Below are 26,508 nucleotides of genomic sequence, written 5' to 3'. Positions count from 1 at the left end.
GCGGCGAGCGGGCGCGTACGGGGCCACGGGCGGCATCCGCGCAGCCGGACCGCAGGACGCCATCCACGTATGAGAACAGAGGTTAGATAGACGAAAAGAGTGCGTCAATGGACAACCGGCAGCCGGTCCCGGGCCGTCAGCCGGCGGCCTGCGCGGTGACGTCCCGACCGGCGAGGCCACGGGGCCACGGACGGCCGTTGCGGCGGTCGATGGGGCTGCGACCCGTGTGCACAGGGGCGTCGGCACCCCCATCGGTCCGTGCGCCGGATGCACTGGACGGCTGACGGCGGGCACGGCATGGGGACTACGGGAAGACGTACGCCTCCACCTCGGCGAGGTACCGGCCCCGCAGGCCCTCGTCGTCGTCCAGGAAGGCGGCGAGGAAGGAGTTGCGGGCCAGCTCGCGCAGCCGCTCCGGGCCGAGACCGAGTGTGTCGCGCACCGCGTCGAAGGTGTCGCCCGCGTAGCCGCCGAAGTAGGCCGGGTCGTCGGAGTTCACCGTGCACAGCAGGCCGGCGTCGAGCATCGCGGGCAGCGGATGGTCGGCGAGGGTCTCCACGGCGCGCAGCCGGACGTTCGACAGCGGGCACAGGGTCAGCGGGATCCGGTCCCGCACCAGCCGTTCCACCAGCGCCGGGTCCTCCACGCAGCGCAGCCCGTGGTCGACCCGCTCGACGCCGAGGACGTCCAGCGCCTCGGTGATGTACTCCGGCGGCCCCTCCTCACCGGCGTGCGCCACGCGCCGCAGCCCGAGCGCGGCGGCCGCCTCGTACACCGCACGGAACTTCACGGGCGGGTGGCCGACCTCGGCCGAGTCCAGGCCGACACCGGTGATCCGGTCCAGATGGGGGCCGGCCGCGTCCAGCGTCGCCAGGGCCGACTCGGCGGACTCGTCCCGCAGGAAGCACATGATCAGCCTGGTCGAGACGCCGTGTGTCTCCCGGCTGCGCCCGAGCGCCCGCCACAGCCCGTCGACCACGGTTCCCATGCCGACGCCACGCGCCATGTGGGCCTGCGGGTCGAAGAAGATCTCCGCGTGCCGCACGCCCTGCGCCGCGGCGCGGGCCAGGTAGGCGTCGGCGAGGTCCTCGAAGTCCCGCTCGGTGCGCAGCACGGCCATGAGCCCGTAGTACAGGTTCAGGAACGACTGGAGGTCCTGGAACCGGTACGCCTCGCGCAGGGCGTCCGTGTCGGCCCAGGGCAGGTCGACGCCGTTGCGGGCGGCCAGGGCGAAGGCGAGCTCGGGTTCGAGGGCGCCTTCGATGTGGAGGTGCAGTTCGGCTTTCGGTACGGGCATCGAAGCATCGTACGGGCGGCCTCAGCGGCGCTTGGGGAGCGGCACCCGCAGCAGGTCGCGTGCCACGGTCAGCTCGCCCTCGTACCCGGCGGCCCGCGCCTGCCGCTCGAACTCCTCCGGGTCGCTGTAGCGCTGGCTGAAGTGGGTGAGCACCAGATGCCGCACGCCTGCGTCCCGTGCCGCCCGGGCAGCCTGACCAGACGTCAGATGACCGTGCTCGACAGCGAGTTCCTCGTCCTCGTCGAGGAACGTGGACTCGATGACGAGCAGGTCGCAGCCCTCGGCGAGCGCGTGCACCCCCTCGCAGAGCCGGGTGTCCATGACGAAGGCGAACCGCTGGCCGCGCCGCACCTCGCTGACGTCCTCCAGCACGGTCCCGCCGAGCGTGCCCTCACGCTGGATGCGGCCGACGTCCGGACCCTTGATGCCGCGCGCGGCGAGCCGTTCGGGCAGCATCCGCCGGCCGTCGGGTTCGACCAGCCGGTAGCCGTACGACTCGACGGGATGCGACAGCTTCCGCGCCTCCAGGGTGTATCCGGCGGTCCGGGCGAGCGGGCCGTCGGCGGCGACGGGTTGCTCGGTGATACCGACGGTCTCGTGGTAGGCGGTGGCGTACCGCAGCCGGTCGAAGAAGCGCTGCCCGGAACCCGGGTAGTGCGCGGTGACGGGGTGCGGGACCCGGTCGAGGTTGATGCGCTGGATCACTCCGGCGAGGCCGAGTGCGTGGTCGCCGTGGAAGTGGGTGACGCAGATCCGGTTCAGGTCGTGCGCGGCGGCCCCGGCGCGCAGCATCTGGCGCTGGGTGCCCTCGCCGGGGTCGAACAGGATGCCCTCGCCGTCCCATCGCAGCAGATAGCCGTTGTGGTTGCGGTGGCGGGTGGGAACCTGGCTGGCGGTGCCGAGCACCACCAGTTCGCGTACGGACAAGGAAGCCGCCGCCTATCCGGGGGGCCAGTGGAGACCGCGTCCGCCGAGGACGTGGGCGTGCGCGTGCCAGACGGTCTGGCCGGCGCCGCTGCCGGTGTTGAAGACGATGCGGTAGCTCTCCAACTGCTCCTGGGCCGCGACGGTCTGCGTCTCGCGCAGGACGTCCGCCGCGATCTCGGGGGCGGCCGCGGCGAGGGCCGCCGCGTCCTTGTGGTGCGCCTTCGGGATCACCAGGATGTGCGTGGGCGCCTGCGGGTTGATGTCGCGGAACGCGACGGTGGTGTCCGTCTCCCGGACGATCGTCGCCGGGGTCTGCCCTGCGGCGATCTTGCAGAACAGGCAGTCGTCCTGCGGTTCCCCTGCCATAACAGGCCCTCCTCGGTGCGTGGTGATCGCGTACGGAGGCATCGTAGTCGCCCCCGCCGCGGCGGGCAGGCCTCCGGGGACAGCCCGGAGGGACATGCGGGCACGGGATCGAGCGGGGGCACGGCCGGACGCGGGGACGTCCAGGAACGGGCCGGACACCGGGGCGCACGGATACCGCCGATGCACGGAGACAGAGGCGGTGCCAGCACACGGGCGGGCACCCCGGGACGCCGGGTGACGCCGATACGGGGGGACACGGACGACGCCGGGACGCGGGCGGACACCCGGACGCGGGCGGATACGGAGCCATACAGGAACGGGCCGGACACCGGGGCACACGGATACGCCGATGCACGGAGACAGAGGCGGTGCCAGCACACGGGCGGGCACCCCGGGACGCCGGGTGACGCCGATACGGGGGGACACGGACGACGCCGGGACGCGGGCGGGCACCCCGGGACGCCGGGTGACGCCGATACGGGGGGACACGGACGACGCCGGGACGCGGGCGGACACCCGGACGCGGGAGGACGAGGGAAGCCGTCGTCCACCCGGTCGCGCCCCGGCGCCGGGCTGCCTACCCCACTGTCGGCGGCGTCTTCGCCGGGGTTTCCTCGAGCGCGGCCAGCGCCAGCCGTACCGCCTCGTCCAGTTGGACGTCCCGGCCCGCCGCATGGTCCTGCGGGCGCTGGACGACCTCCACGTCCGGGTCCACGCCGTGGTTCTCCACGCCCCAGCCGTAACCCTCCAGCCAGAAGGCGTACTTGGGCTGGGTGACGAGGGTGTTGTCGACCAGCCGGTAGCGGCTGTCGATGCCGACGACGCCACCCCAGGTGCGGGTGCCGACGACCGGGCCGATGCCGAGCGCCTTGATCGCCGCGTTGACGATGTCGCCGTCGGAGCCGGAGAACTCGTTCGCGACGGCGACGACCGGACCGCGGGGCGCGTCCTGCGGATAGCTCTCCGGCCGCATGCCGCGCGGCAGGTCCCAGCCGACGATCCGCCGGGCCAGCTTCTCCACGACGAGCTGGGAGGTGTGGCCGCCGCGGTTCTCCCGGACGTCCACGATCAGGCCCTCGCGGACCACCTCGACCCGCAGGTCCCGGTGGATCTGGGCCCAACCGGGAGCCTGCATGTCGGGGACGTGGATGTAACCGAGCCGGCCGCCGGACAGCTCGTGGACATGGGCCCGCCGGTCGGCGACCCACGCGTGGTAGCGCAGCGGCTCCTCGTCGGCGACGGGGACGACGACCGCGTGCCGCGCCTCGCCGCCGCCGGCCGGGGAGACGGTCAGCTCGACGGGCTTGCCCGCGGTACCGACCAGCAGCGGGGCCGGCCCGCGCACCGGGTCGACGGGCTGCCCGGCCACGGCGACGATCGCGTCACCGGTGCGGATCGCGACGCCGGGCGCGGCCAGCGGGGAACGGCCCTGGGGGTCGGACGTCTCCGCGGGCAGGATGCGGTCCACGCGCCAGCTGCCGTTCTCGTGGCGGGAGACGTCCGCGCCGAGCAGGCCCTGCCGGGCGCCGCCGCCGAAGCCGCCGCGCGGGGTGACGTAGGCGTGCGAGGTGCCGAGTTCACCCTGTACCTCCCACAGGAGGTCGACCAGGTCGTCGTGGGTGGCGAGCCGGTCGAGGACGGGCCGGTAGCGGTCGAGGACGGCGCCCCAGTCGACGCCGTTCATGTCCGGCCGCCAGTAGTTGTCCCGCATGATGCGGCCGGCCTCGTCGAACATCTGCCGCCACTCGGCGGCCGGGTCGATGAACTGGCGGACCCGGTCGAGGTCGACGGTGATGTTGCTGTCGCTGTCGTCGTCGCCCGAGGCGCGCCGGTCGCTGGGGACGACCTTGAGCCGGCCGTCGGTCCACAGCAGCACCCGCTTGCCGTCGCCGCTGACCTCGAAGTGGTCGGCGTCCGAGGCCAGATGCTCGATGCGCGACTGGGCGAGGTCGTAGCGCTCCAGCTCGGTCTTCGGGTCGGGGTCGTCGGGGGTGGCCCGGGACGCGCCGAGCACACCGCGCACCGGGTGCCGCAGCCACAGCACCCCGTCCTTGGCGGCGCGCAGGTTGGAGTAGCGGGCGGCCTCGACCGGGAACGGCACGATCCGGTCGGCGAGCCCTTCGATGTCGATCCGGGTGGTGGGAGTGCCCTCGCTGTCGGGGGTCTCGTCCCGGTCCGGCGTCTCGAAGGGGCGGCCGTGCCGCTGCGGGCCGAACGGCGACGGGGTCGTCGCGGCGAGGGGGATCAGATGCGGCCGGGCGCCCTCGACGAAGGCGAGGTCGAAGACGTGCTCGTCGTAGACCGGGTCGAAGGAGCGGGTCGACAGGAACGCGAGGTGCTTGCCGTCGAGGGTGAAGGCGGGCGCGTAGTCCTGGAAGCGCAGCGGGGTCGCCTCGGTGACCTGGAGGTCGGTGGTGCCGGCGATCCTCAGCTGGCTCAGCGGACGGGGGCCGGGGTGGGACCAGGCGAGCCAGGCGGAGTCGGGGGAGAAGGTCAGCCCACGGACGTCGCCGTCGGCGCTGCGGTCGACCTCGCGGACCTCGCCGGTCTCGCGCTCGACGAGCAGGACGCGGCCGTCGTGCGAGGCGACCGCGGCGCGGCTGCCGTCCGGCGACATCGCGAGCCCCAGGACCCGGCCGAGCTGTCCGGCGGCGATCCGGCGCGGCCTCGCCCCGGGGGCGAGGCCGGTGGCCGGGGCGAACTCCAGGGCGTCGTCGCCTTCGGCGTCGGTCACCCACACCACCCACTCCTCGCCGTCCACGCGGAAGGTGTGCGGGCGCCGGGCGCGGACGCCGGGGGTGGCGGCGAGGGCGCGGGCGGGTCCCGACCGGTGGGTGACCCAGTGGACGGTGCCGCGCACGCAGACGGCGCTGCCGCGCGCGGTGTGGTCGGGGGATGCGGAGCCGAACCAGCGGGCGGCGTTCACCGGGAACGGCTGAAGGTCGACGCGCTGGCCGCCGAGCCGGATGTCGAGCGGGCGGGGCTCCGCCCCGTCCAGGTCGTCGAGGGTCCACAGCCGGCCGGCGCTGGAGTAGACGACGCGGGTGCCGTCGGTGGCGGCGTGCCGGGCGTAGAAGCCCCCGAGAGGCGTGTGCCGACGCAGGTCGGACCCGTCCGCGAGGGAGGAGTACAGCGCGCCGGTGCCCTCGTGGTCGGAGAGGAAGGCGATCCTGGCCCCCACCCAGATCGGGTACTCGATGTTCCCGTCGAGGTCGGCGTGCAGGCGGGCGAACTCGCCGGGGCCGTCGGCTGTGTTCTCCGCGCCGTCGCCGGAGTCCTGCTCGATCCACAACTTGCCCGCCGTGCCGCCCCGGTAGCGCTTCCACGCGGCGGCCTCGCGGCCCATCGTCGCGGAGAGCAGGACGGTGCGCGGCCCGTGGGCGACGTCGCCCACGGGGCCGTGAGGCAGCGTGGCGGCGGGTCCGCCGTCGAGAGGGACCGCACGGGCCCAGGTGCGGCGCAGGCTGGCCTGACCGTGGGTGCTGAGCGCCAGGACCTTCCCGTCCGGGGTCCAGCCGCGCACCTGGGTCCTGGCGCTCCCCCAGTGCGTCAGGCGCCGACCGGGGCCGCCCTCGACGGGGGCGATGTGCACCTCGGGGGCACCGTCACGGGTGGAGGTCCAGGCTACGGTGGTGCCGTCGGGCGAGACGCGGGGCACCGTCACCGGCACGTTGTCCGCGCTGACCCGCCAGGCGCGGCCGCCGTCGAGCGGGGCGAGCCACACGTCGTCCTCGGCGGTGAAGGCGACCAACCCGCCGTGCGGATGCGGGAACCGGAGATACGCGGCGGAGGCGACCGGAGCAGAGTGCGTCACCCGGTCACCCTATGCAGGCGCGGTCGGCGTGGACAGGGGTTTGGATCACTTGCCCTCGACAGGGCGGCAGGACGGGTACTGGTCGCACCACACGGTCGTCGTGACCGCGGGCCGCGGGCCGCGGCTCGTGGGATCGCCCACCGGAGGCGGGCTGGTGGCGTCGCAGTCGCCCAGGCCGTCGACCCGGAACACCTGCTTGCCGTCCACCTTCGCGGTGATGTCCCCGCGCACACAGGCGCCGTTGACGGCGTGGGTGATCTTCCCGGTGACGGTGATCTCCTTGCCGTCCTCGGTCTCCCCGTCGCAGTCCACGGTGGCCACCGTGTTCTCGCTCGCGCTCGCGGACCGCGACGACGTGCTCGCGTCGTCCCCGTAGGAGGCGGTGCAGCTGAGCCACCGCACCCCGGCCTTCTGCCGGTTGAGCTCCCGGGTGACCGTCTCGTCGGTCGTGAGCGCCACCGCGTGCGAGCCGACCGAGCCCGGCTCGCACGCCACGGCCCCTCCCACGGCGACCACGGCGAACCCCACGGCCAGGACCGGCCGCCGCCACCGTGTCCCGCGCCGAGCCCTCGGCCAGGACCTCGGCCAACTCCTTGTCAGTGCCCCCTTGGACGCCATGGACAGCAGCCTGCCACCGCCCCCCGGCGTGACGGTAGGGCGCATACGGCCACCGCGCACTACCGTGAGCGGATGCGCAGCGAACGCCGGCTCAGGAGACTCGTCGTGGACGGTTCCGTCGCGGGCGGAGCGACCGCCCACCTGTGGTCGGTGCGCCATCGGCACAGTACCGAGGAGTCCTGTCAGGAGGTGCTCTCGCTGCACCGGGGCGAAAGGACGACGCGCCTCGTGTTCCGGGGCAGTGAGGGCCGTTTCGTCCCCGACGGCTTCCTGCACCCGGGGTGCGTGGCCCTCGGGGGACAGGCGGGGCTCAACCTGCACGAGCCCGGTGTCGTACGGGCCTTCGCCGACGAGGCGGCCCGGCGCGGGCTGCTCACCGGGTCCGGGTCCGGGTTCGCGGAGCTCGACGGCTGGGAGCTGTTCCCGGCGGTCGCCGCCACCCTCGCGGCGGACGGCTGACCTGTGCCGTCAGGACCAGCGGCCCGTGCGGGTCAGGAGCACGGCCGTCGCCGCGGTGCCGGCGGTGGAGGTGCGCAGGACACTGCGGCCCAGGCGGTAGGGCTTGGCGCCGGCCTGTGCGAAGAGCTCCAGCTCCTCCGGCGATACCCCGCCCTCGGGGCCGACGACCAGCACGATGGTGCCGAAGGAGGGGAGTTCGGCGGTCGCGAGGGGTTCGGTGCCGCTCTCGTGGAGGACGGCGGCGAAGTCGGCTTCGGCGAGAAGTGACGCGACCTGCCGGGTCGTGGCCGCGTCCGCGACCTCCGGGAAGTGTGTCCGTCGGGACTGCTTGCCCGCCTCGCGGGCCGTCGCCCGCCATTTGCCGAGGGACTTCAGCCCGCGCTCGCCCCGCCACTGGGTGACACAGCGCGCCGCCGACCACGGCACGACCGCGTCGACGCCGACCTCGGTCATCGTCTCCACGGCCAGCTCGCCCCTGTCACCCTTGGGCAGGGCCTGGACGACGGTGAGCCGGGGCGACTCCACGGGCTCCTCGACGACGTCGCCGAGGCGCACGATCAGCCGGTCCTTGCCCTCGGTGCCGGTCACCTCGCCCTCGGCCCGACGGCCGGCGCCGTCGGTGAGGACGACCCTCTCCCCTGCCCGCAGCCGCTTCACGGAGACGGCGTGCCGTCCCTCGGGGCCGTCGAGCACGTGGTGGTCAGAGCCGTCCGTGCCGAAGTCGTCCACGACGAAGACCGGGGCGGTCATCGGGCACCTCCCGCCGACAACGCGTTCCGGGTGGCGGTGAGTTCGGCGGCCAGCGCCTCCACCAGCTGCCCGGCGGGCAGCTCGCGGGCCATCCGGTGGCCCTGTCCCGCCCACAGCGCCATGCCCTGCGGATCCCCGGCGGTGGCGGCGGCCTTGCGCAGCGGGGCGGTCAGATGGTGGACGTCCGGGTAGGCGGCGGGGGCGTACCGGCCGTGCTCCCGCAGGAAGCGGTTGACCAGGGCGCGGGCCGGGCGTCCGGAGAAGGCGCGGGTCAGTTCGGTGCGGGTGTACAGGGGGTTGGTCAGCGCCTGCTTGTGCAGGATGTGCGCACCGGACTCGTGCGTGGCGAGGAACGCCGTGCCGAGCTGGGCAGCCGAGGCGCCTGCCGCGAGGACCGCGGCGATCTGGCTGCCGTGCATGATGCCGCCGGCCGCGACGATCGGGATGTCCACGGCCTCCCGCACCTGGCTGATCAGGGACAGCAGCCCGATGCCGGAGCAGTCCGTCTCCGGGCAGTCCCGGTGGGTGCCCTGGTGGCCGCCGGCCTCGGCGCCCTGCGCTATCACCGCGTCGGCACCCACGTCCTGAACGGCCCGCGCCTCGTCGGGGGTGGTGGCGGTGGCCAGCGTGAACGTGCCGGCGCGGCGCAGGGCGTCCAGGACGTCACCGGCGGGCACGCCGAAGTGGAACGACACCACCGGCACCGGGTTGTCGAGCAGGACGGCGAGTTTGACGTCGTAGCCGTCGTCGCGGCCGCTGTCGGGGTCACCCAGCTCGGTGTCGTACCAGGGGGCCTCACCGGCCAGCTGATGGGCGTAGACGCCGACGGCGGCGGGGTCGGGGGTCTCGGGCTGGGGCATGAAGACGTTGACGCCGAAGGGGGACCCGGTCAGCCCGCGCAGCTGTTTGATCTCCTGGTACATCCCGTCCGCGGTCTTGTACCCGGCGGCCAGGAACCCGAGCCCTCCCGCCTCGGACACGGCCGCGGCGAGCGGTGGCACGGCGACTCCGCCCGCCATCGGGGCCTGCACCACGGGGTGCCGGAGGAGGTCGGTGAGGGCCAAGGACATGACGGCATGTTGCCACGTCCTTCGGACATCTCCGAATTGGATCGGAGAAGGACCACAACCGAATCGGGAACGGGTCCGAACCGGCCCCGGAAGCCGGCCGCGCCCTGGGCGCGGCCGGCTTCCAGGGCCACCGCGGGGACCTCGTCCGGTCCCCGCCCGTCAGCGCCCGTTGAAGGCGTCCTTCAGCCGGGAGAACAGGCCCTGCTGGCCCGGCTGGAACTGGCCCAGCGGGCGCTCCTCGCCGCGGAGCTTGGCGAGTTCGCGCAGCAGGCGCTCCTGTTCGGGGTCGAGCTTGCCCGGGGTCTGCACCTCGACGTGCACGATGAGGTCGCCCCGGCCGCCGCCCCGCAGGTGCGTGACGCCCCGGCCGTGCAGCGGGATCGACTGGCCGGACTGCGTGCCGGGCCGGATGTCGACCTCCTCCATGCCGTCCAGCGTCTCCAGCGGCACCTTGGTGCCGAGGGCGGCCGCCGTCATCGGGAGGGTGACCGTGCAGTGCAGGTCGTCGCCGCGCCGCTGGAACATGCTGTGCGGCAGCTCGTGGATCTCGACGTAGAGGTCGCCGGCGGGGCCGCCGCCGGGGCCGACCTCGCCCTCGCCCGCCAGCTGGATCCGGGTGCCGTTGTCCACACCGGCCGGGATCTTCACCGTCAGGGTGCGGCGGGAGCGGATCCGTCCGTCGCCCGCACACTCGGGGCACGGGTTCGGGACGACGGTGCCGAAGCCCTGGCACTGCGGGCAGGGGCGCGAGGTCATGACCTGGCCCAGGAAGGACCGGGTGACCTGCGAGACCTCGCCCCGGCCGCGGCACATGTCGCAGGTCTGCGCCGTGGTTCCCGGCGCCGCGCCCTCACCGCTGCACGTGGTGCAGACGACCGCCGTGTCGACCTGGATGTCCTTGGTCGTGCCGAACGCGGCCTCGTCCAGCTCGACCTCGAGGCGGATCATCGCGTCCTGACCGCGGCGGGTGCGCGAGCGCGGACCGCGCTGCGACGCCGTGCCGAAGAACGCGTCCATGATGTCGGAGAAGTTACCGAAGCCGCCCGCCCCGAAGCCTCCCGCGCCGCCGCCTGCTCCGGCCTGCTGGGTCGGGTCGCCGCCGAGGTCGTAGACCTGCTTCTTCTGCGGATCCGACAGGACCTCGTAGGCGGCGTTGATCTCCTTGAACCGCTCCTGGGTCTTCGGATCCGGGTTGACGTCCGGATGCAGCTCGCGGGCGAGTCGCCGGAAGGCCTTCTTGATCTCTTCCTGCGACGCGTCCCGGCGCACGCCGAGTACGGCGTAATAGTCGGTGGCCACTTACGACTCCGCCAGGATCTGTCCGACGTACCGTGCCACTGCGCGTACCGCTCCCATCGTTCCCGGGTAATCCATGCGGGTCGGTCCGACCACGCCGAGCTTGGCAACCGCCTCGCCGCCCGAACCGTAGCCCACCGACACGACGGACGTGGAGTTGAGTCCCTCATGGGCGTTCTCATGACCGATACGGACGGTCACGCCCGGATCCTTCGCCTCTCCGAGCAGTTTGAGGAGCACCACCTGCTCCTCGAGCGCCTCCAGGACAGGCCGGATCACCAAGGGGAAATCGTGCCCGAAGCGGGTCAGATTGGCGGTGCCGCCGATCATCAGCCGCTCCTCGTTCTCCTCGACCAGCGTCTCCAGGAGGGTGGAGAGCACGGTCGAGACCGTACCGCGTTCCTCGGGGTCGAAGGCCTCCGGGAGGTCCTCGACGAGGGACGGTACGTCGGTGAAACGGCGGCCCGCGACACGGCTGTTGAGCCGGGCCCGCAGATCCGCCAGGGACGCTTCGCCGACCGGCGCCGGGCAGTCGACCATACGCTGCTCGACCCGTCCGGTGTCCGTGATCAGCACCAGCATGGCGCGCGCGGGCGCCAGCGGGAGCAGTTCCACGTGCCGCACGGTCGAGCGGGTCAGCGACGGGTACTGCACGACGGCGACCTGCCGGGTGAGCTGCGCGAGCAGCCGCACCGTGCGGGCCACGACGTCGTCCAGGTCGACGGCGCCCTCCAGGAAGTTCTGGATGGCGCGCCGCTCGGGCGCGGTCATCGGTTTGACGCCGGCGAGCTTGTCCACGAAGAGCCGGTAGCCCTTGTCGGTGGGGATGCGCCCGGCGCTGGTGTGCGGCTGGGCGATGAAGCCCTCGTCCTCCAGGGCCGACATGTCGTTGCGCACGGTGGCCGGGGAGACGCCCAGGTTGTGCCGCTCGGTGAGGGCCCTGGAGCCGACGGGCTCCTCGGTGCCGACGTAGTCCTGGACGATGGCACGCAGCACCTGGAGCCTGCGTTCACTGAGCATCACGCACACCTCCAAAAGCCGTCCGCCCGGTCCGTTCCCTGGATGCCCTGGCACTCTTCGCACGCGAGTGCCAGACTCCCCGCCCAGTGTACGGCCGGGGGGTACTCCCCGGGCAAGGCCGGTACCGCGCGGTCGCGCCGAGAAAGCCGTAGGCCGTTAGCGTCACGGTATGACGGTGGCTTGGGAAGAGTCGGGATGGGAAAGGCTGGCGCCGGGGGTGGGGCGGTGCCGGCTTCCCGTGTGGGACTGCACGGTGGGACTCGTCGTCGGGGCGGACGCGGTGCTGCTCGTGGACGCCGGTTCGTCCCTGCGCGAGGGCGCGCGGTTGCGGGCCGGGGCGCAGTCGCTCGCCGGGCGGCGTGTGACGCATCTCGCGCTCACCCACCCCCACTTCGACCATGTGCTGGGGGCCGCGGTGTTCGCGGGTGCGGAGGTGTTCGGCGCGGTGGGGCTGGACACGGTACTGGCCCGGGGGCGCGAGGAACTGCTCAGGGACGCGGTGCGCCACGGCCTGGACAGGCGGGCCGCGGAGGAGGCCGTGGACGCGCTGGTCCGCCCCCGGCACACGGTGTCCGGCGAGTGGACGCTCGACCTGGGCGGTGGACGGCCGGCGCTGCTCGCGAACGTGGGCCCGGGGCACACGGCGCACGATCTCGCGGTGCTGGTGACCGGCGACCCGAAGGTGGTGTTCTGCGGCGACCTGGTGGAGGAGTCCGGCGAACCGCAGGCGGGCCCCGACTCCGTCCCGTCGCACTGGCCGTCCGCTCTGGACCGGCTGCTGGCCCTGGGCGGCGAGGACGCGGTGTACGTCCCCGGCCACGGCGCGGCGGTGGACGCGGCGTTCGTACGGACCCAGCGCGACGCCCTCGCGGCCCGCTCCGGCGTGTCGTGCTGAGTCATCGGCCGAACGGGGCCTGCTTCTCCTATCGTCATCGGAATGCGCCCGTACTCTCCTGACCTGACCCCTGGGTGGAAGAAGTCCCGGCCCGTCCCCGAGGTGCCGGCCGAGTCCGGTCTGGTGGTGGAGGAGCCCGGCAGCGGATTCTGCGGCGCGGTGATCCGCTGCGAGGCGGGCACGGTGACCCTGGAGGACCGCTTCGGCAAGCACCGGGTGTTCCCGCTGGAGCCGCGCGGGTTCCTCCTGGAGGGCCATGTGGTGACGCTGGTGCGGCCGGCCGCCGGTCCGTCGCGTCCGGCCCGTACGGCGTCCGGTTCGGTGGCCGTCCCGGGCGCACGCGCGCGCGTGGCACGCGCCGGGCGCATCTACGTCGAGGGACGCCACGACGCCGAACTGGTCGAGCGGGTGTGGGGCGACGACCTGCGCGTCGAGGGCGTGGTCGTGGAGTACCTGGAGGGCGTCGACGACCTCCCGGCGATCGTCGAGGAGTTCGGTCCTGGCCCGGACGCGCGGTTGGGGGTCCTGGTGGACCACCTGGTGCCGGGTTCGAAGGAGTCGCGCATCGCCGAGGCGGTCACCCGTGAGCACGCCCTGGTGGTGGGCCACCCCTACATCGACATCTGGGAGGCGGTGAAACCGTCGTCCCTGGGCATCCAGTCCTGGCCCCGCGTCCCGCGCGGCCAGGACTGGAAGACGGGGGTGTGCCGGGCGCTGGGCTGGCGCGTGGCGAACACCGGCGAGGCGTGGCAGCACATCCTCGGCTCGGTGCGCTCGTACAGGGACCTGGAGCCCGCTCTGCTGGGCCGGGTGGAGGAGTTGATCGATTTCGTGACGGCTCCGGCCTGACGCCGTCAGTCCTCGGGTGCCTGAGCCCGTCCGGCGTTTGCGGACGAGGCCGTTCAGGCCGGCTGCGGGGTCTGGGGGCGCAGCCCCCGCAGGAGGGGAACGGGTGAGGGCCGCGGGGGCGAGAACCCACTCCCCGGGACCCCCTTCAGTCCACCAGGTCCCGCACCACCGCGTCCGCCAGCAACCGCCCCCGCAGGGTGAGGGCTGCCCGGCCCTCGTCGTACGAACTCTGCCGAAGCAGGCCGTCCGTCAGGGCGCGGCGGGCGGCCTCGAGGCCCTCCCCGCGGAGCAGCGACAGCGGAACGCCCTCCTTCAGGCGCAGTTCCAGCAGGACGCGCTCCACCCGGCGGTCCTCCTCGGAGAGGATCTCGCGCCCGGCCCCCGGTGAGCGCCCTTCGGCCAGGGCGGTCGCGTACGCGCCCGGGTGCTTCACATTCCACCAGCGCACCCCGCCCACGTGCGAGTGCGCCCCCGGGCCGGCGCCCCACCAGTCGGCGCCCCGCCAGTACAGCTCGTTGTGCAGGCAGCGGCCGGCGTCGGAGGTGGCCCAGTTCGACACCTCGTACCAGTCGAATCCGGCCGCCGACAGGGCCTCCTCGGCGATCAGGTACCGGTCGGCGTGGACGTCGTCGTCGGTCATCGGGACCTCGCCGCGCCGGACGCGCCGGGCCAGCTGGGTGCCCTCCTCGACGATCAGCGCATACGCCGAGACATGGTCCGGCCCGGCACCGGTCGCCGCGTCGAGCGAGGCCCGCCAGTCGTCGTCGGACTCGCCGGGGGTGCCGTAGATCAGGTCGAGGTTGACGTGCTCGAAGCCCGCCGCGCGCGCCTCGGCGACGCAGGCCTCCGGGCGGCCGGGGGTGTGCGTGCGGTCGAGGACCTTCAGCACGTGCTGCCGGGCGCTCTGCATGCCGAAGGAGATCCGGTTGAAGCCGCCCGCGCGGAGGGTCTCCAGGTAGGCCGGGTCGACCGACTCCGGATTCGCCTCCGTCGTCACCTCGGCGTCCGCCGCGAGCCCGAACGCGTCGCGGATCGCGGCCAGCATCCGTACGAGGTCGCCGGCGGCCAGCAGGGTGGGCGTGCCGCCGCCGACGAACACCGTGCGTACCTCGCGCGGGTCGTCGCCGAGCACCTTGCGGGCCAGGCGGACCTCGTCGGTCAGGGTCTCGGCGTAATTGTCACGGGAGGCGAGCACGCCCCCGCTGCCGCGCAGCTCGGTGGCGGTGTAGGTGTTGAAGTCGCAGTAGCCGCAGCGGGTCGCGCAGTACGGCACGTGCAGATAGAACCCGAGGGGGCGGCCTGCGGCCCCGGCGAGCGCGGACGCGGGCAGCGCGCCGTCGGCGGGGACGGGCTCGCCGTCGGGGAGTGCGGAAGGCATGTGCTCCATTGTCCCGCACGTCTCCTGGTCCTTTACCGCGCCGCGGAGTCACTCCGCTTGGAGCACGAGCAGCGCGAGGTCGTCGGCCGGTGGCCGTGCCCCGAACTCGTGGACGAGCCGGTGGATCCTTTCCGCCGTCAGCCCGGCGTCCAGCCCCGCACAGCCGGCCAGCGCCGTGGCGAGCCCGTCCCCGTCGTCGAACTGGCGGGATCCGGAGCGCCGCTCGGTGACTCCGTCGGTGACACAGAGCAGGGTGTCGCCGGAGCGCAGCTCGAAGGTCTCACTGCTGTAGGTGGCGTCCTCGACGACCCCGAGCAGGGTCTGCGGCTGGGCGACGGTACGGACCGTCCGGTCGGGGGCGAGCAGCAGTGGCAGGGGGTGCCCGGCGGAGCCGAGGGTGACGCGGGCGCCGCCCTCGGCTCCGCCGCGGAGGGTGAGCTCGCCGTAGAGCAGGGACAGGAAACGGGTCTGGGGTCCGTCGCCCGGGGCGGAGGGGCGGGCGCCTGCGGCGACGAGGGCACGGGCGGCGGCGTCGGCGGCTTCGGTGGCGTCGTCGAGGAGCAGCTGGTTGAGGCGGTCGAGGACGTCGGCGACGCGGTAACCCTCCCGGGCGAGCAGCCGCAGCCAGGGCCGGGCGAGACCGATGACGACGGCCGCCTCGGGCCCTTTGCCCTGGACGTCGCCGATGGCGAAGCACCAGCGGCCCTCGCCCGCCTGGAACAGGTCGTAGAAGTCTCCGCTCGGCCCGCCCTTGTCGAGGGGCTCGTGGACGAACGCGGAGCGCACACCGGGGATCTCGGCGACGGCGCCGGGCAGCAGTCCGCGCTGGAGCACGGCGGAGATGGTGGCCTGCCGGGCGTACTGCCGGGCGGCGCCGATGGCGAGCGCCACGCGCCGCCCGAGATCCTCCACCAGCCCGGTGATCTCGTCCGGGAACCGCCCGATCCCGGCCCGACCGATCACCAGCGTCCCGAGCGACCGTCCGCCGACGACGAGCCGGTAGGCGAGGGCCGCGCCGGGCGCGGGAACGGAGACCGGAGGGGGGAGAGGAACGGGGAGGGAGACGGAGACGACGCAGTCGTACGCCGGAACGCCGTCCACGACCCCGGGCATGCCCAGGCTCCCCGGCACGTGGAAGCCCTCCGGCACGCCGAGGCCGGCTTCCGGCATCCGGAACGCCTTCTCGGGCCAGGGATAGTCGAGCGGGCCGGGGGACAACGGGTCGGAGAGCGGCGGCGGGTTCTGCTCGAGCACCCGGCTCAGTTCCTCGACGCGGCTCTCGTCGGCGTGCCAGACCCGGGCGAGACGGGACCCGTCGGCCGACACGCTCCCGCCCCAGCCGCCGTGGCCGCTGCTCTCGTCCTCCAGCCACACGGCGCACCAGTCCGCGAGCCGCGGAACAATCAGCTGCCCGGCGAGCGCGGCGACGAGATCCTCGTCGAGCTGCCCGGCGAGCAGATCGGACGCCTCGGCCAGGAACGACAGCGCTCCGCGTCCCAGCCAGGCCCCGTCCCGCCGGTACGGCCGCGAGGCACGCCACGTCTCCCGGCCCCCGCCGGGCACCGGGACCTCGTACGCCCCGTCCGGCTCCGCCTCCCCCGCGTACGCGCACACGTCGTCGCCCCAGGCGCCCCCGCCGGCCGGGCGCCCCGTACCGCCCGTCACCTCGTCCGGGTCGTCCGGGGCGTCGGGGTCGTCGGGGTCGTCCGGCGCGAGGCCCCTGGCGGGGACCCGGGCCCAGATCGTCTTCGTGTGGGCGCCGGGCCGGTAGGTGATCCCCCAGGCCTCGGAGAGAGCGGCGACGAGCCGCAGCCCCCGCCCGTGCTCGGGGCTCTCGGAGGGCACCGCGTCCGGCCCGCCGTCGCGCGGGGCGCGGGAGGGGTGCCGGTCGGCGACCTCGATGACGAGCACACCGGTGTCCTCCAGCGTGCAGGTCAGCCGTACCTCGGTCCCGGCGTGGACGACGGCGTTGGTGACCAGCTCGCTGGCGATCAGCGTGGCGTCGTCACCGGCACGGGTGGTGAGGTGCTCGACGCCGGGCAGGGCGCGTTCCGTCCACTCGGCGAGCGCCGCCCGCACCAGGGCGCGCGCGGACCCCGGGGCGAGGGAACCGCCGGGCAGGGTCGCGTCCGCCCGCGCACACGCCCGCGCGAACGCCTCGGATGCGGCAGGCGAGGCCTCCCGTTGCGTCGGAATGGCCCCCATGGGCAGCTCCCCGGGCAGTTCGTACGAATACACCTCGATCAATGCCGACAGAGTGACAGACCGACCCCACCCATAAGCAACCAGTTACCGAACTGGACCACTGAAAACAGGAACAGCACCCCGCACCCGGTCAAGAACTGACCGAAAACCGGCCAATTTCGCGCAGCACGGGAGAGTGGGAGGCCCGTGCCCCTCGACGGGCCCCGGGCAGCCGAACCGGGATCCCGCCCCTGCTCGGACCAACCGGACGAATCGACGTGGTGCACGCCACATCGCCGCGGTGGACGGCGCGCCACGAGTGGCCAGAAAGGGGACGGACACGCACCCTCCGGCGCTGCCCCGAAGCCTTCGCGGGTGCCCACGGCGATGGAGTGTCCCCGGATTCACCCGGCGCGTCCTGAGCCGATGTGGGCGAGCACCGCGGCGGCGCCGTCCTCTGCGGCGATGCCGCGGGCGAGTTCGGCCGCGCGGCGGCGGTGGGCCGGATCGGACAGACAGGCGGTGATCCCGGCGCCGAGGGCTTCGGCGGTGAGATCCTGGAACGGCAGGGGCCGGGGAGCGACTCCCAGCCGGTACAGCCGGGACGCCCAGAACGGCTGGTCGGCCATGACCGGTACGGGCAGGGCGGGCACTCCGGCCCGCAGTCCGGCCGCGGTGGTACCCGCCCCTGCGTGGTGGACGACGGCGGCGGTGCGGGGGAACAACCAGTCGTGCGGAAGGTCGCCGACGGCCAGGACGTCGGCGCCGCGGCCGCCCAGTTCGGCCCACCCCGCCTGCACCACCGCGCGTACACCTGCCCGCTCCACCGCCGCGGCCACCAGCTCGCTGAGCCGTTCCCCGTGCCCCGGTGCCATGCTGCCGAACCCGATGAACACCGGAGGCGGACCGGCCTGGAGGAAGTCGACCAGTTCAGCCGGAGGCTGCCAGCGGTCCGGCCGGGCGGGCCACCAGTAGCCCGCCACGCCCACCCCCGACGGCCAGTCCCCGGGACGCGGCACGACCAGCGGGCTGAAGCCGTGGAGGACCGGCCGGATCTCCTCCGGTGCCGATGGTGCGTCGGCAGGCAGCCCGAGGCGGTCGCGCAGCCTGGTCACGGCGTCCGCGAAGACCCCTCTTGCGCGTTCCAGCACGGCCCGGCCGGCCGCGAGGTTCCCCTCCGGGCCCGGGCCGTCAATGTCTCGTGCCCCGGGCAGCGGGAACTTCGCGGTGGCGAACGCCGGTGTGAGGTAGGTGCCGATGACGGGGACGCCGAACGCTTCGCCGGCCGTCCGGCTGAGCGGTGCGGGACCGAAGGGGGTGAGCACCAGGTCGGCTCCGGCGGCCACGGCGTCCGCCACTCCATCGGCGAGGCCGTCCGCGTACGCCCTGGTCATCGCCCGGGCTTCCTCCCGCGAAGCCGCCCGGGACCAGGCTCGAAGCAGCCCCTGCGGGTCTCCCGGCACAGGCCGGTGGCCGAGACCGCACCCGCCGACGAGTGCGCCGAAGGACGGATGAGCGGCCACGGCGACCTGATGGCCCGCGTCCAGCAGGCGCCGCCCCAGACCTGTGAAGGGCGCGACATCTCCCCGTGAGCCGGCGGTGACGATCAGAATCCGCATGCGGCGATTATCCTCGGCGCGCGCCGCCCGGTCACCGTGGCCCGTCGAGGCCCCTCGTCTGCGCCGGAACCCCGTTCGAAAACGGCCACCTTGTCCGACACCTCGGGGATGCAACGGCGTGATCCACCACAATCAGCTTGAGGATCATGCGAGTTGACAGGTTCAGTTCGACTTGAGCGATCACGACCGAGGGAGTGGAACGTGACCGGTGCGGCCGACCTGCGTCAGACGCTGCGGGACATCGAGGTCTTCGCCGGCGAGCTTCCCGGGTTCGACCCGTCCACTGCGCCGGACACGCCGTTCGAGCTGTTCACCGAGTGGTTGCTCAAGGCGTTGAGCGCCGGGGTGCAGGAGCCGCATGCCATGACGCTGGCCACGGCGGACGCCAAGGGTGATCCGACCGCCCGCGTACTCATCCTCAAGGACGTGAGCCCTGAGGGCTGGCAATTCGCCTCGGACGCGAGCAGCCTCAAGGGCCGGGACCTCGCCGCCCGCCCTTATGCGGCGCTGACCTTCTACTGGGCACCGCTCGCCCGCCAGGTCCGGGTGCGCGGACCGGTCGTGCGAGAGACCCCAGAACTGTGCGCTGCGGACTTCCTCGCCCGCGGCGCGGGGGCACGGGCGGAAGCCCTGCTCGGTCGGCAATCGCAACCGCTCGCGGATCTGGCCGAAAGGGACGCGCAGGTGGAGGCATCACTCACGCGGATCAAGAGCGAGCCGGACCTCGTGGCGCCCCATTGGACGCTGTACTCAGTGCGCCCGGAGTCGGTGGAGTTCTGGCAGGGCGACAAGCAGCGCCGCCACACCAGGCTCGCCTACCTGTCCTCACCCGACGGGTGGACCAAGCAACTGCTGTGGCCCTGACACCTGTCCGATCTCACTGCCGGGCCGCCGGAAAGCGGCCCTCTCGGACTGTGGGCAGGCCGGACCAATCTCTCTGGGACAAGAGCCCCGGACTCCGTGGAACTCGGGGTGCCGGTAAGAACTCTGTCACCGGCCACAAACGACGCCGGTTGAGCTCTGGACGCTGCTGAAGGACGAGCAGGCACTCGTGGCGGGCAGGAGTGGGGCGGGTTCTACGATGGGCCGGTGAGCGAGAGACTGCCCCCTGCGTGCGTTGACCTCTTCGACGTTGAACGGCTCCTGTTGACCGAAGCTGCGGAGCCGCCGCTGCCGCCCCAGGACGCCGAGGCCCGGGACCGGGTGTGGAACATGGCGGTCCGGGCCAACCCCGCCCTCTTCGACGGGCCTGTGGTGGCGTGTGGGGGACTGGAATGGGCGGACTCGCGCGTCCTGCGTCTGTCGTGGGTGCGTGTGACCTACCGGCACTACGCCTTGCGTCGCGTTTCCGGCGCCACTGCGCTGCCCTCGTTGTTCGTGAACGTCGTCCAGCCGACCGATGACGGCCGTGTGCTGGTGGCGAGGATGTCGCCCTCCACGGCCACCCCGGGCCGCTGGCAGCTGCCAGGGGGGTCCGTGGAGCCTCCCCAGGGCGGGGCGGTGCTGGACGAGCCGGCACTGGCCGGCCAGGCCGCGCGGGAACTGGTCGAGGAGTTGGGGACCGGTGCGGCACCCGAGGACCTGAAGCTGTGGGTCGTCACCCGCGGCGAGAACGGCAGTGTCGGCCTGACCTACCTCGCTCCGGCCCTTCCCGAGGCAACGCTGCGCGCGGACTTCACCGCTGCCGCGGCAGCCGAATGCGCCCAGGGCCGCGAACCTGAACTCGACGACATCGCCCTGCTGCGCTCACCGGACGAACTGGCTGTTCTGACCGGTCCGCACGCGGACTACCTGGAGCCGGTCGTCCGCCGCTTCTCCGGGTGCCGCTGAGGTCAGACGCCAGCGAGGAAGTCACGCCCCCGTTCGTCGAGCTCGGCCACGCACCGCAGGCCACGGGCCCGGAAGCGGCGAGGTCGCCGCGCATACGGGAGACCGCCTTGCGGGTACGGACGGAGCGGACACCGCCCATGTGGTCGATGGCCCGGCGCCAGGTGGCGCACGCCTGCTCGATGCTGCCGCGCTTGAGGTCCATCTCCGCGCTCGCCACCAGGTCCAGGGCAACGATCCGCGCGTAGGTGTCCGCCGGGCGGGCCGTGGCGGCCAGCGCGTACTGCTCGGCGGCGGCCCGGTGGTCTCCCAGGGTCTCGTGGACCTTGGCGGTGCGGGAATACACCGACGCGACCGGTGGCCCCCAGGCCATCGCCCAGAACGGCATCTCGTCGCCGGGGGCACCGCGGCAGAGCGTGTGCGCGTTCAGCCCGGGCAGGGCATCGCGCAACCGATGCCCGCAGGAAATCAAACAGGTCGACCGGTTTTATTTTAGCCCACAAGATACCTTCGCTACCATCAAATCACTTACAGAATAGGCCATTTGGCCGGTTAGCAATCATCTGATGTGGTTAAACTGCCCGGTTGGTCGAGACCTCGATGTTGGGGGATGCATGACGCAGGGCGGGCAGAACATGCCGCTGGAGGTTCAGCACATCAGGAAGGCGTTGCTGAAGGAGTTCGGGGAGACCATCTCCATGGACGACTTCGTGAAGAAGGATCCCAAGGAGCGTGAAACTGCTCTGCTGTCGCGGGCGGTCTCGGCGAAGGCGGCCCGGATCCTCACGGACTGCACATCGGAAGAGGCGGCAGCCGGAGTCATCGACGGCCGCGACGACTTCGGCATCGACTGTGTGGCGTTCTCCGCTTCGGGCTCGGAGATCTACCTCGTCCAGGCCAAGTGGAAGGACAAGGGGACGGCCGGCTTCGACACGGAAGCCGCCCTCAAGCTGGTCCACGGGCTCAAGAAGCTCGACAATCGCGACCTCGACCACTTCAACGAGCGACTGCAACTCCTGTCGGACCGCGTGCACGGTGTCCTCCAGCTTCCCACCTGCAAGGTCAACCTGGTCATTGCCCTCATGGGCGACGGCCGCCTCTCCCAGGAGACCCGCGACATCCTGGACGAGGCCGCCCGGGAATTCGGCGGACTCGGCCGGACCGTCGCGTACCGGGTGGTGAGCCAGGCCGACTTCCACCGGGCCGTCCGGGAAGACCTCGAGCCGCAACCGATCACACTCAAGGCGACCATGAACCGCGAGTGGTACGCCCGCGAGACACCGTTCAAGGCGGTGATCGGCGAGGTCAGCGCCGATCAGCTGGCCCGCTGGTACGGCGGCAAGGGCGAGGGTGAGGGGCACGGAGAACGCCTGTACGACCGTAACGTCCGCCGTTCGCTCGGGCTGACCGGAGTCAACCAGACCATGGTCGACTCGATGCTGGAGGACCCGGAGGGCTTCCTCTACCGTCACAACGGCATCACCGTGCAGTGTGACGAGATTGTCCAGGAGTACCCCTTCAAGCGGGCGGTGGGACAGCCGACCGTCCTCACGCTGACCAACGCCAGCGTCGTCAACGGCGCACAGACGGTGACCTCCGCGTTCCGGGCGTACGAGAAGGACGCGGACGCCAGCGGGGAGGCGTACGTGATGGTGCGCGTCATCTCTCTGGACGGGGCACCGGAAGGGTTCGGCCGCTCCATCACCAAGGCCACCAACACGCAGAACCACATGGAGCGCCGGGACTTCATCGCGATCGACCCGGTCCAGGGGGAGATCCAAAAGGACTTCCGCATTTCCCTCGACAAGGAGTACGTCTTCCGTCGCGGCGAGCTGGACCCCGCACCCGAGTCGGGCTGTTCGGTCACGGAGGCGGCCACCGCCCTGGCCTGCATGCACCGCGACTCGTCGCTCGCCGTGCGGGTCAAGGGATCGACCAACGCCCTGTGGAGCGAGGGGCCGAGCGGTGCCTACACGCGTCTCTTCGGGCAGCAGCCGAGCGCTCAGCAGATCTGGCGTGCGGTCCAGGTGTTCCGGGTGGTACGTGACGAGCTGACGACGACGCGGGCGAAGCTCACCGGACGCCCGGCCGCTGTCGTGGACAGTGGTGGGCTCCTGGTGGCCCATCTGGTCTTCCAGCGCATCGGGCGGGAACGGTTCGACGATTCCGACAGCGAGTGGGCAGGCGTACTCGCGGATGTCCCGAACCAGGTGAGCGCCGTACTGGCCTGCCTCATCAGCATGGTCGACCACCTCTTCACCCCCAAGAGCTTCGTCACCAGCACCTTCGCGAACGAGGAACGCTGTGCGCGCCTGGCCTCGGCGGTGCTGGGCACACTGGACCGCGGCGCCGGGCCCGACTCCCCCATGAACCTGGCGGCACTGCTGAAGACTGCCGGGCGGACGCGGCAGCGCAGGCCCCAGACCGTGCGGCTGCTGGTCGACCACGACGCGATCGAGGAGGGTACGCGTCTGGAGTACGCCCCCAGCGCCGTCGAGGAACTCGCCATCGGCGCCTGGCTCAACGCCGACCCCCGGCGCCGCCGCGCGAGTTGGGTGAACGACCGCAAGTCGCCGCTCCTCTGGGAAGCCGACGGCAAGCGCTACTCGCCGACGGGGCTGGTCTCCCAGATGTGGAACGAGGCCGACTGGAAGGAGCAGTGGAGCGCGGTCCAGGGGCCCAAGCAGTGGCGGGTGCCGGGTGAGGGAACGCTGGTCGAGATCGCGGAGCGGCTGTGGCAGCGGATCGCAGCCGCGGAGGCGGCCGAGGACGAGCACCTGTCGTAATCGTCGGGCAGAGGGGCGAGGCAGGCAGTTGAGATCACGCGCCGCCTCATCCCGGCGGACTTGGCAGCTCGGCCCATACGGTCTTTCCCGAGGGCGACCGGGGTACGACGCCCCACCGGGCCGCGAGCGCGCTCACGAGGACCAGTCCACGGCCGTGCTCTCCGTCCGGGCAGGGCTCCGGCGCCGGGAAGGGCAGCCGCTCTCCCCTGCTGTCCGCCACCTCGATCCGGAGGGTGCCGGAGCCGCTCTCCTGGGGCCTGACCAGCGTCATCGTGAGCAGGAAGTCCCTGCCGGGCACGCGGCCGTGGGTGACCGCGTTCGCGGCGAGTTCACCCACCACCAGCTCGGCGGCCTCCAGGTATTCGCCGCCCCTGGCCCACCCCCAGTCCGCCAACTGTTGAGCCGCGAGGAGACGAGCAAGCCGTGCTCCGCATCTGGTCGAGCTGAACTGCTGACGGAAGGGGGCGGGCGCGGGAAGTCGGCGGGGCAGACAGGATCGGTCACGGATTTCGTACTTCATGTGACAGAGCGTGGCTGACTGGTCGTACGCTGACCAGAAGAACCACCGGTACAGCACGCGCCTGTACCGCTGCTGACGGTTGCGTGTCCGTTCTGACGGAAGTAACCGGGCGGGGGCAGGTGAGTTGGGGGAAGCGTGATGACATCGGGACCCCGTCAGAACGACACCGAAGGCCGCCCCGAGCCCTCGGAGGACGCGGACGGCCTCATCGACCTGAACCGGGCTGTCGGCAGACAGGTCAAACTCCTGCGGGAGCGCGCCGGCCTGACCCAAAAGGAGTTGGGCGACCGGCTGGGGTACGGCGAGGACCAGGTCTCGTCCCTGGAACGGGGCCGCAGAACGCCTCAGCCCGAGTTCCTCGACGCGGCGGACGACCTGCTCGATGCGGGCGGACTCCTGAAGGCGACGAAGGAGGACGTGGCGCGGGCCAAGGCACGTGCACGGGTCCGGCACCCGGCTTGGTTCCGGGACTATGCGCGGCTGGAGGCGGAGGCGGTTGAGGTCAACTTCTACAACAACCATGACGTCCCCGGGCTGTTCCAGACCGAACGGCGAACCCGGGCGCTGTACGAGATGCGGAAGCCCTTACTGACAGAGGAGACCATCGAACAGCGAGTGACCTCAAGGATGGACCGCCAACACATCCTGACCGAATGGCCCCCGCCCATGGTGACTGCCGTGATCGAAGAGGTAGTACTTCGTCGACCGATCGGCGGCCCAGAGGTCCACAAGGAGCAGTTGTCCCGGCTACTCGAACTCGGACGGTTCCGCACAGTCGAGTTGCAGGTGATGCCCACAAACCGATCCGAGCATGCCTGTATGGGCGGTTCTTTCACCTTGCTGACACCAAAGGGAAAGCCTCAGGTGGGGTACACAGAAGTACAGGCTGTCGCACGTCTGGCCACGGACATGGACGAGGTCCGTATTCTGGCCGCACGCTACGGCAGTATCAGGGCCCAGGCACTCACTCCGCGAGAGTCTCTGGCTCTGATCGAGAGGATGCAGACCGACGATGAGTGCTGAGAGCTTCCGACAGCTCGTCTGGCGCAAGAGCAGCTACAGCGGTAACGAGGGGGGCGAGTGCGTGGAGGTCGCGGTCGACACCGTCGTAATCCATGTCCGTGACTCCAAGGACGTACACCGGCCGCACCTCTCCGTGCGGGCAGACGGTTGGGCCACGTTCGTGGCCTTCGCCGCGGCTGGCTGAGCGAACACGGGGGGGCTGCTGGGCGCAGTAGCCCCCCACTTCTATCTACGGCAAAGCCTCCGCAACCTCACGGAAGTGCATTGCGGCGGTGTCCAGCAGATCGGCGATCTCGGTGGCGATCTCCTTCGGGGAGCCGAAGTCGTCCACCTCCGGCGCGAGGTTGGCCTTCAGGTCGAAGGTCACGGCCGGGTGGTCCAGCAGCTCGTTCACCGGGTAGCGACGGAAGCGCTCCGACTCGGTGCGTTCGGTGATGTCCCCACCAGGCATACACGCGGCGACGAAGTCGTCGAAGTCGGCCTCCGTGACCGGGTTCCCGGTGTCCGTGCGGTGGTTGCCCGTGCGGGCGTCGTAGACCCACAGGTTCTGCGTGACGGGCTGGCCGTTCGGCTTAGGGGTGGACTTGGTGAAGAAGAGGATGTTCGACTTCACTCCCTTGCGGTGGAACATCCCGGTGGGCAGCCGCAGGAGCGTGTGCACGTCGCAGTTCTTCAGCAGCGCGCGCCTTGTGGTGGCTGCCGCGCCTGCGCCGAACAGCACACCGTCGGGCACGAACACCGCAGCCCGCGCCCCTGACCCCAGAGTGACCATGAGGTGCTGGAGGAAGTTGGTGGGGAAGTCTCCGTAGGCAAGGAAGTCGTCGCGCATGGTGGCGTTGGGCACCACGCCGTCGCTTCTGAAGGGCGGGTTGCAGATGGCCACGGTGGGGAGCCTGCTGTCTTCCCGCACCACGGGGACCTTGTGCGTGAGGGTGTCCGCGAGCTTCACCGGCGCGGGGTCAGAGAGAGGGCGGCCCGTGTTGAACAGGATGTTCAGGGTGGCGAGCCGGCACATCTGGGCGTCCAGGTCCGCTCCGGCAATGGCGGCCGGGTCGGTGGACTGCATCTCCTGGTAGGCCGCGATGAGCGTGGAGCCGGTGCCGCAGGCCGGGTCGATGACGATGTCGTCGGGCCCTACGTCGAGGATCTTGACGACAGCGTTCAGGACGGGAAACGGGGTCAGCGTCTGACCGGTGTCGATCTTTCGGTCGATGTCCTCCCGGCAGGCGCGCAGCATGATGGTGAAGGCACGCCCCAGTTCGGTCTGGGGTATGAGCCGCCACTGGTAGGGGTCTATCTGCTCCGTGATCAGCTTGGCGAGTTCGGCCATGCGGCCGAGGTCCCAGGGCTGGGCGTCGCGGAAGACCATGCCGGCGACCCGCCGGTCGGAGCGGCTGGGTGCCTGGTCGTCGAGCTCACGCATGAGATCGGTGAGTCCGCTGTGCAGGGCGTCCCCGCCGAGGTCCGTGAGCTTCGGCCAGGATCCTTCGGGGGCAACGGACTTGCGGGCGAACCGTCCCGGCCGCTGTGAGCGCTCATGGTCCAGCTTCAGGAAGAGCAGGTAGCCGACGTGCTCCACGAACTGGAGGCGCGTGATGGCACGGGTGCTGGTCTTCTCGTCGTAGAACCTCAGGAGCCGTACGGCAATGTCCTCTCCGGTCCAGAGTCTCTCCGGCACACCCCCTGCGGCCGTTCCCGTCACGCCGTTGCCGAGCCCGTTGACCATGTTTCACCCAGTCCCTGTGCCTGTCCCGGAACGGCGTGTGGGCCCGTACGCGTGTACGGGCCCACACGCCGTTCCGTCCCGTTT

The 26,508-nt window shown here is 71.9% G+C and carries 23 protein-coding genes; 9 read left to right on the top strand and 14 right to left on the bottom strand.

Annotated features, from left to right (window positions below; translation table 11 throughout):
* Positions 1–304: 304 nt before the first annotated feature.
* From HUV60_RS23240 to HUV60_RS23220, 5 genes are all read right to left on the bottom strand, one after another.
* The gene (locus tag HUV60_RS23240) at positions 305–1,297 is read right to left on the bottom strand and encodes an adenosine deaminase (RefSeq protein ID WP_257849159.1); all 993 of its coding nucleotides are present in this window, start codon (positions 1,295–1,297) and stop codon (positions 305–307) included.
* Between the two features lie 21 nt (positions 1,298–1,318).
* On the bottom strand, positions 1,319–2,224 hold the full coding sequence (locus HUV60_RS23235) for a ribonuclease Z (RefSeq protein WP_257849158.1): 906 nt from the start codon (positions 2,222–2,224) through the stop codon (positions 1,319–1,321).
* 12 nt (positions 2,225–2,236) lie between these two features.
* The gene (locus HUV60_RS23230) at positions 2,237–2,590 is read right to left on the bottom strand and encodes a histidine triad nucleotide-binding protein (RefSeq protein ID WP_257849157.1); all 354 of its coding nucleotides are present in this window, start codon (positions 2,588–2,590) and stop codon (positions 2,237–2,239) included.
* 577 nt (positions 2,591–3,167) lie between these two features.
* Positions 3,168–6,404, bottom strand: coding sequence for a S41 family peptidase (locus HUV60_RS23225; protein ID WP_257849156.1), 3,237 nt, complete (start codon positions 6,402–6,404; stop codon positions 3,168–3,170).
* A 45-nt stretch (positions 6,405–6,449) separates the two neighbouring features.
* Complete coding sequence (locus tag HUV60_RS23220; protein WP_257850223.1) at positions 6,450–7,022, bottom strand: hypothetical protein; 573 nt, start codon at positions 7,020–7,022, stop codon at positions 6,450–6,452.
* Positions 7,023–7,094: 72 nt separating this feature from the next.
* Between HUV60_RS23220 and HUV60_RS23215 the strand changes: the two genes are divergently transcribed.
* Positions 7,095–7,481: a hypothetical protein gene (locus tag HUV60_RS23215; protein WP_257849155.1), complete on the top strand. Its 387-nt coding sequence runs from the start codon at positions 7,095–7,097 to the stop codon at positions 7,479–7,481.
* A gap of 9 nt (positions 7,482–7,490) precedes the next feature.
* On the opposite strand, the gene HUV60_RS23210 is transcribed toward HUV60_RS23215, so the two are convergent.
* The 4 genes from HUV60_RS23210 to hrcA all read right to left on the bottom strand — a co-directional run bounded on the left by HUV60_RS23210 (position 7,491) and on the right by hrcA (position 11,617).
* On the bottom strand, positions 7,491–8,231 hold the full coding sequence (locus HUV60_RS23210) for a 16S rRNA (uracil(1498)-N(3))-methyltransferase (RefSeq protein WP_257849154.1): 741 nt from the start codon (positions 8,229–8,231) through the stop codon (positions 7,491–7,493).
* Positions 8,228–9,301 (bottom strand): nitronate monooxygenase, encoded by a 1,074-nt coding sequence (locus tag HUV60_RS23205; protein ID WP_257849153.1) that lies wholly within the window; start codon positions 9,299–9,301, stop codon positions 8,228–8,230. Before HUV60_RS23205 ends, HUV60_RS23210 begins: the two co-directional genes overlap by 4 nt.
* Before the next feature lie 159 nt (positions 9,302–9,460).
* A complete protein-coding gene (gene dnaJ / locus HUV60_RS23200) occupies positions 9,461–10,600 on the bottom strand; it encodes a molecular chaperone DnaJ (RefSeq protein ID WP_257849152.1) in 1,140 nt (379 codons plus the stop codon).
* Positions 10,601–11,617 (bottom strand): heat-inducible transcriptional repressor HrcA, encoded by a 1,017-nt coding sequence (hrcA, locus tag HUV60_RS23195; RefSeq protein WP_257849150.1) that lies wholly within the window; start codon positions 11,615–11,617, stop codon positions 10,601–10,603.
* A gap of 169 nt (positions 11,618–11,786) precedes the next feature.
* On the opposite strand from hrcA, the gene HUV60_RS23190 reads away from it, so the two are divergent.
* Both HUV60_RS23190 and HUV60_RS23185 read left to right on the top strand, forming a co-directional pair.
* Positions 11,787–12,512, top strand: coding sequence for an MBL fold metallo-hydrolase (locus HUV60_RS23190; RefSeq protein WP_257849149.1), 726 nt, complete (start codon positions 11,787–11,789; stop codon positions 12,510–12,512).
* Between the two features lie 42 nt (positions 12,513–12,554).
* On the top strand, positions 12,555–13,361 hold the full coding sequence (locus HUV60_RS23185) for a DUF3097 domain-containing protein (protein WP_257849148.1): 807 nt from the start codon (positions 12,555–12,557) through the stop codon (positions 13,359–13,361).
* A 145-nt stretch (positions 13,362–13,506) separates the two neighbouring features.
* Here HUV60_RS23185 and hemW read toward each other — a convergent pair whose 3' ends face one another.
* The 3 genes from hemW to HUV60_RS23170 all read right to left on the bottom strand — a co-directional run bounded on the left by hemW (position 13,507) and on the right by HUV60_RS23170 (position 18,542).
* The gene (hemW, locus tag HUV60_RS23180) at positions 13,507–14,739 is read right to left on the bottom strand and encodes a radical SAM family heme chaperone HemW (protein WP_257849147.1); all 1,233 of its coding nucleotides are present in this window, start codon (positions 14,737–14,739) and stop codon (positions 13,507–13,509) included.
* Between the two features lie 48 nt (positions 14,740–14,787).
* Positions 14,788–16,944, bottom strand: coding sequence for an ATP-binding SpoIIE family protein phosphatase (locus tag HUV60_RS23175; protein ID WP_257850222.1), 2,157 nt, complete (start codon positions 16,942–16,944; stop codon positions 14,788–14,790).
* A 383-nt stretch (positions 16,945–17,327) separates the two neighbouring features.
* On the bottom strand, positions 17,328–18,542 hold the full coding sequence (locus tag HUV60_RS23170; protein WP_269441226.1) for a glycosyltransferase: 1,215 nt from the start codon (positions 18,540–18,542) through the stop codon (positions 17,328–17,330).
* 201 nt (positions 18,543–18,743) lie between these two features.
* Here HUV60_RS23170 and HUV60_RS23165 point away from each other — a divergent pair, with 201 nt between their 5' ends.
* The 4 genes from HUV60_RS23165 (at position 18,744) to HUV60_RS23150 (ending at position 23,155) form a co-directional block, all read left to right on the top strand.
* Positions 18,744–19,406, top strand: coding sequence for a pyridoxine/pyridoxamine 5'-phosphate oxidase (locus HUV60_RS23165; RefSeq protein ID WP_257849144.1), 663 nt, complete (start codon positions 18,744–18,746; stop codon positions 19,404–19,406).
* 225 nt (positions 19,407–19,631) lie between these two features.
* Positions 19,632–20,372: an NUDIX domain-containing protein gene (locus tag HUV60_RS23160; RefSeq protein ID WP_257849143.1), complete on the top strand. Its 741-nt coding sequence runs from the start codon at positions 19,632–19,634 to the stop codon at positions 20,370–20,372.
* Positions 20,363–20,617, top strand: coding sequence for a hypothetical protein (locus HUV60_RS23155; RefSeq protein ID WP_257849142.1), 255 nt, complete (start codon positions 20,363–20,365; stop codon positions 20,615–20,617). The genes HUV60_RS23160 and HUV60_RS23155 overlap by 10 nt, the downstream gene beginning before the upstream one ends.
* 366 nt (positions 20,618–20,983) lie before the next feature.
* Positions 20,984–23,155: an AIPR family protein gene (locus tag HUV60_RS23150; RefSeq protein WP_257849141.1), complete on the top strand. Its 2,172-nt coding sequence runs from the start codon at positions 20,984–20,986 to the stop codon at positions 23,153–23,155.
* A 46-nt stretch (positions 23,156–23,201) separates the two neighbouring features.
* Here HUV60_RS23150 and HUV60_RS23145 read toward each other — a convergent pair whose 3' ends face one another.
* Complete coding sequence (locus HUV60_RS23145; RefSeq protein WP_257849140.1) at positions 23,202–23,675, bottom strand: ATP-binding protein; 474 nt, start codon at positions 23,673–23,675, stop codon at positions 23,202–23,204.
* Positions 23,676–23,813: 138 nt separating this feature from the next.
* Between HUV60_RS23145 and HUV60_RS23140 the strand changes: the two genes are divergently transcribed.
* Together HUV60_RS23140 and HUV60_RS23135 are read left to right on the top strand one after the other, a co-directional pair.
* Complete coding sequence (locus HUV60_RS23140; protein ID WP_062191821.1) at positions 23,814–24,698, top strand: helix-turn-helix domain-containing protein; 885 nt, start codon at positions 23,814–23,816, stop codon at positions 24,696–24,698.
* Positions 24,688–24,882, top strand: coding sequence for a DUF397 domain-containing protein (locus HUV60_RS23135; RefSeq protein WP_042172068.1), 195 nt, complete (start codon positions 24,688–24,690; stop codon positions 24,880–24,882). Before HUV60_RS23140 ends, HUV60_RS23135 begins: the two co-directional genes overlap by 11 nt.
* A gap of 45 nt (positions 24,883–24,927) precedes the next feature.
* On the opposite strand, the gene HUV60_RS23130 is transcribed toward HUV60_RS23135, so the two are convergent.
* Entirely contained in the window at positions 24,928–26,424 is a 1,497-nt protein-coding gene (locus HUV60_RS23130) for an HsdM family class I SAM-dependent methyltransferase (RefSeq protein WP_257849139.1), read from the bottom strand.
* Between the last annotated feature and the right edge of the window lie 84 nt (positions 26,425–26,508).

The sequence above is a fragment of the Streptomyces sp. KMM 9044 genome, from assembly GCF_024701375.2.
In the GTDB taxonomy this organism is placed as follows: domain Bacteria; phylum Actinomycetota; class Actinomycetes; order Streptomycetales; family Streptomycetaceae; genus Streptomyces.
The sequence above is the reverse complement of the archived record's forward strand: the minus strand, read 5'-3'. Positions and strand labels throughout refer to the sequence as shown.

Excerpts from the sequence above, each read along its gene's own strand:
- HUV60_RS23150 (WP_257849141.1), top strand. The coding sequence starts at position 20,984 with ATGACGCAGGGCGGGCAGAACATGCCGCTGGAGGTTCAGCACATCAGG.
- HUV60_RS23170 (WP_269441226.1), bottom strand. The coding sequence starts at position 18,542 with ATGCGGATTCTGATCGTCACCGCCGGCTCACGGGGAGATGTCGCGCCC.
- HUV60_RS23240 (WP_257849159.1), bottom strand. The coding sequence starts at position 1,297 with ATGCCCGTACCGAAAGCCGAACTGCACCTCCACATCGAAGGCGCCCTC.
- HUV60_RS23140 (WP_062191821.1), top strand. The coding sequence starts at position 23,814 with ATGACATCGGGACCCCGTCAGAACGACACCGAAGGCCGCCCCGAGCCC.
- HUV60_RS23130 (WP_257849139.1), bottom strand. The coding sequence starts at position 26,424 with ATGGTCAACGGGCTCGGCAACGGCGTGACGGGAACGGCCGCAGGGGGT.
- HUV60_RS23215 (WP_257849155.1), top strand. The coding sequence starts at position 7,095 with ATGCGCAGCGAACGCCGGCTCAGGAGACTCGTCGTGGACGGTTCCGTC.
- HUV60_RS23135 (WP_042172068.1), top strand. The coding sequence starts at position 24,688 with ATGAGTGCTGAGAGCTTCCGACAGCTCGTCTGGCGCAAGAGCAGCTAC.
- HUV60_RS23175 (WP_257850222.1), bottom strand. The coding sequence starts at position 16,944 with ATGGGGGCCATTCCGACGCAACGGGAGGCCTCGCCTGCCGCATCCGAG.
- HUV60_RS23220 (WP_257850223.1), bottom strand. The coding sequence starts at position 7,022 with ATGGCGTCCAAGGGGGCACTGACAAGGAGTTGGCCGAGGTCCTGGCCG.
- HUV60_RS23145 (WP_257849140.1), bottom strand. The coding sequence starts at position 23,675 with ATGAAGTACGAAATCCGTGACCGATCCTGTCTGCCCCGCCGACTTCCC.
- HUV60_RS23205 (WP_257849153.1), bottom strand. The coding sequence starts at position 9,301 with ATGTCCTTGGCCCTCACCGACCTCCTCCGGCACCCCGTGGTGCAGGCC.
- HUV60_RS23185 (WP_257849148.1), top strand. The coding sequence starts at position 12,555 with ATGCGCCCGTACTCTCCTGACCTGACCCCTGGGTGGAAGAAGTCCCGG.
- hemW (WP_257849147.1), bottom strand. The coding sequence starts at position 14,739 with ATGCCTTCCGCACTCCCCGACGGCGAGCCCGTCCCCGCCGACGGCGCG.
- hrcA (WP_257849150.1), bottom strand. The coding sequence starts at position 11,617 with ATGCTCAGTGAACGCAGGCTCCAGGTGCTGCGTGCCATCGTCCAGGAC.
- HUV60_RS23230 (WP_257849157.1), bottom strand. The coding sequence starts at position 2,590 with ATGGCAGGGGAACCGCAGGACGACTGCCTGTTCTGCAAGATCGCCGCA.
- HUV60_RS23210 (WP_257849154.1), bottom strand. The coding sequence starts at position 8,231 with ATGACCGCCCCGGTCTTCGTCGTGGACGACTTCGGCACGGACGGCTCT.
- HUV60_RS23190 (WP_257849149.1), top strand. The coding sequence starts at position 11,787 with ATGACGGTGGCTTGGGAAGAGTCGGGATGGGAAAGGCTGGCGCCGGGG.